This is a genomic window from Janibacter massiliensis (assembly GCF_900289115.1).
Classification (GTDB): Bacteria; Actinomycetota; Actinomycetes; order Actinomycetales; family Dermatophilaceae; genus Janibacter_A; species Janibacter_A massiliensis.
Window position 1 is genome coordinate 1 of record NZ_LT985204.1, and the last position, 2,051, is coordinate 2,051.

At 77.2% G+C, this 2,051-nt stretch carries 2 protein-coding genes; both read left to right on the top strand.

Going from position 1 to position 2,051, the window contains the following annotated elements; genetic code table 11:
• The first annotated feature begins 164 nt into the window (after positions 1-164).
• On the top strand, positions 165-1,343 hold the full coding sequence (locus DAA34_RS11990; protein WP_106820208.1) for a glycosyltransferase family 4 protein: 1,179 nt from the start codon (positions 165-167) through the stop codon (positions 1,341-1,343).
• Positions 1,340-2,050 (top strand): NUDIX hydrolase, encoded by a 711-nt coding sequence (locus DAA34_RS11995; protein WP_158707747.1) that lies wholly within the window; start codon positions 1,340-1,342, stop codon positions 2,048-2,050. Before DAA34_RS11990 ends, DAA34_RS11995 begins: the two co-directional genes overlap by 4 nt.
• The last annotated feature ends 1 nt before the right edge of the window (position 2,051 follow it).

Here is a 2,051-nt window from a genome sequence, read left to right on the forward strand (position 1 = left end):
CTGTTTCGGCGGGGGCGTCAGTGGTGTATAGGCGCCCGCCCCGGCGCGGGGCCGGTGCGTCGGCCCGGCGCGGGGGACGGCCGCGCGGGGTGGTCGGGGGTCGTCACGGGGTCACCCTCTCACCGACCCGGCCACCCCGGCCGGGTCGGTGAGAGGGTGGCCGGGTGCGGATCGCCCTCGTCTCGGACTGCTACCCGCCGCGGCTCGGCGGCATCGAGGCGCAGGTCCACGACCTCGCGGGACGCCTGGTCGGTGCCGGGCACGAGGTCGAGGTCGTCACGGCGACCCCGGACGGCGGGGGAGCCCGGACCGTCGTCGAGGGCGGGGTGGTCGTCCACCGGGTGACGCTCCCGCTGCCCGGCGGTCTTCCGGTGAACCCGGCGGCGCGGCGGGTCGTCCGCCCCCTCCTGCGCGAGGGCCGGTTCGACGTCGTCCACGCCCACATGGGGGTGATCAGCCCGGTCGCCACCGACGTGGCGTTCCTCGCCCAGGAGCTCGAGCTGCCGCTCGTCCTCACGTGGCACTGCCTCCACGGGCCGTGGGCGCCGGCGCTCCGGGCGGCGGGCCATGCCCGCCGATGGGCGGAGCGGGGGGCGCTGCTCACCGCGGTGTCCACCGCTGCGGCTCTCGACCTGGCGCGGGTCACGGGACCGGGGGTGCCGATCGAGGTCCTGCCCAACGGGATCGACGGCGGGTGGTGGCGGGTCGGTGCGCCCGGGCCGACGGCGCGGCGGGAGGGTCCGTTGCGGGTCTCTCTCGCGATGCGGCTCGCCGCGCGCAAGCGGCCGCACGCGGCGGTGCGCATCATCGCCGCGGCCGACCGAGGGACCCGGGCAGGTCTGCCGGGCGCGCGCGGCGCGCCGGCCGGCGTCCGGGCGACCGTGGCGGGGGCCGGGACGGGGCGAGCGCTGCTTGCGGCGCACACGGCGCGGACTGACACACCGGTGGCGCTCGCGGGCCGGCTCGACCGACCCGGGCTGCGCGCGCTCTTCCACCGCAGCGACGTCCACCTCGTCACCGCCCGGGCGGAGGCGTTCGGCATCGCCGCGCTCGAGGCCCGCTCGAGCGGGCTGCCGGTGCTCGCGCTGCGGCGGACCGGGGTGGCGGACCTCGTGCGGGACGGGGTCGACGGGCTGCTCGTCGACGATGACGCCGGGCTCGTCGAGGCCCTCGTCGCCGTGGCGCGGGACGACGGTCTGCGGGTCCGGCTGACGGAGGGCGCGCTGGCCCGCCCGGCTCCGCACGACTGGTCGGTGGTCCTGTCCGACCACGAGCGAACCTACGCGCGGGTAGCCCACCCGGGATCGAGCCCACCCTCCGGCGGCGGCAGGATGACCCCGTGAGCGTGACGATCCGCGCCGTCGACCGCGACGGCCTCGAGCTGTGCACCGTGCCCCTGCCCCACGGGGGAGACCCGCGTGCGGTGCTCGACCACTGCGGGTACACGTGGCTGGGCGTGAAGCGAGCGTGGTTCGGGGAGGATGGCCGGCTGGTCATCGAGGCGGTCGCGGGGGACAGGCCCACGCCGGAGCCGACGACCGGGCCGACCTCACCGCCGGTCGAGAGCGACGAGGACGTCCGCCTGGCGCCCGGTGAGCTGCCCCGGGTCCGGCAGCGGATCGCGGCCTACGCGCTCGTGGAGACCGAGCGCGGGGTGCTGCTGACCGAGCTGTCGGAGAAGGTGCGGGCGGCCGCGGGCCGGTGGACCCTTCCCGGTGGCGGGCTCGACGAGGGCGAGGACCCGCGGACCGGGCTCATCCGCGAGGTGTGGGAAGAGACCGGCCAGCACGTGACGGACATCGAGCTCGTCGACGTGCGGACGGGGCACTGGGTCGGGGTCGCACCCGACGGGCACGTCGAGGACTTCCACTCGGTGCGGCTGGTGCACACGGCGCGGTGCGCCGAGCCGACGGACGCGGTCGTCCACGACCTCGACGGCTCGACGTCGGCCGCGGCCTGGGTCCCCCGCACCCAGCTGGAGGACTACCCCCTCGCCCCCATGCTCGAGGACACCCTGACCACCTGGCTCTCGCACCTCCCCACCCCCTGAC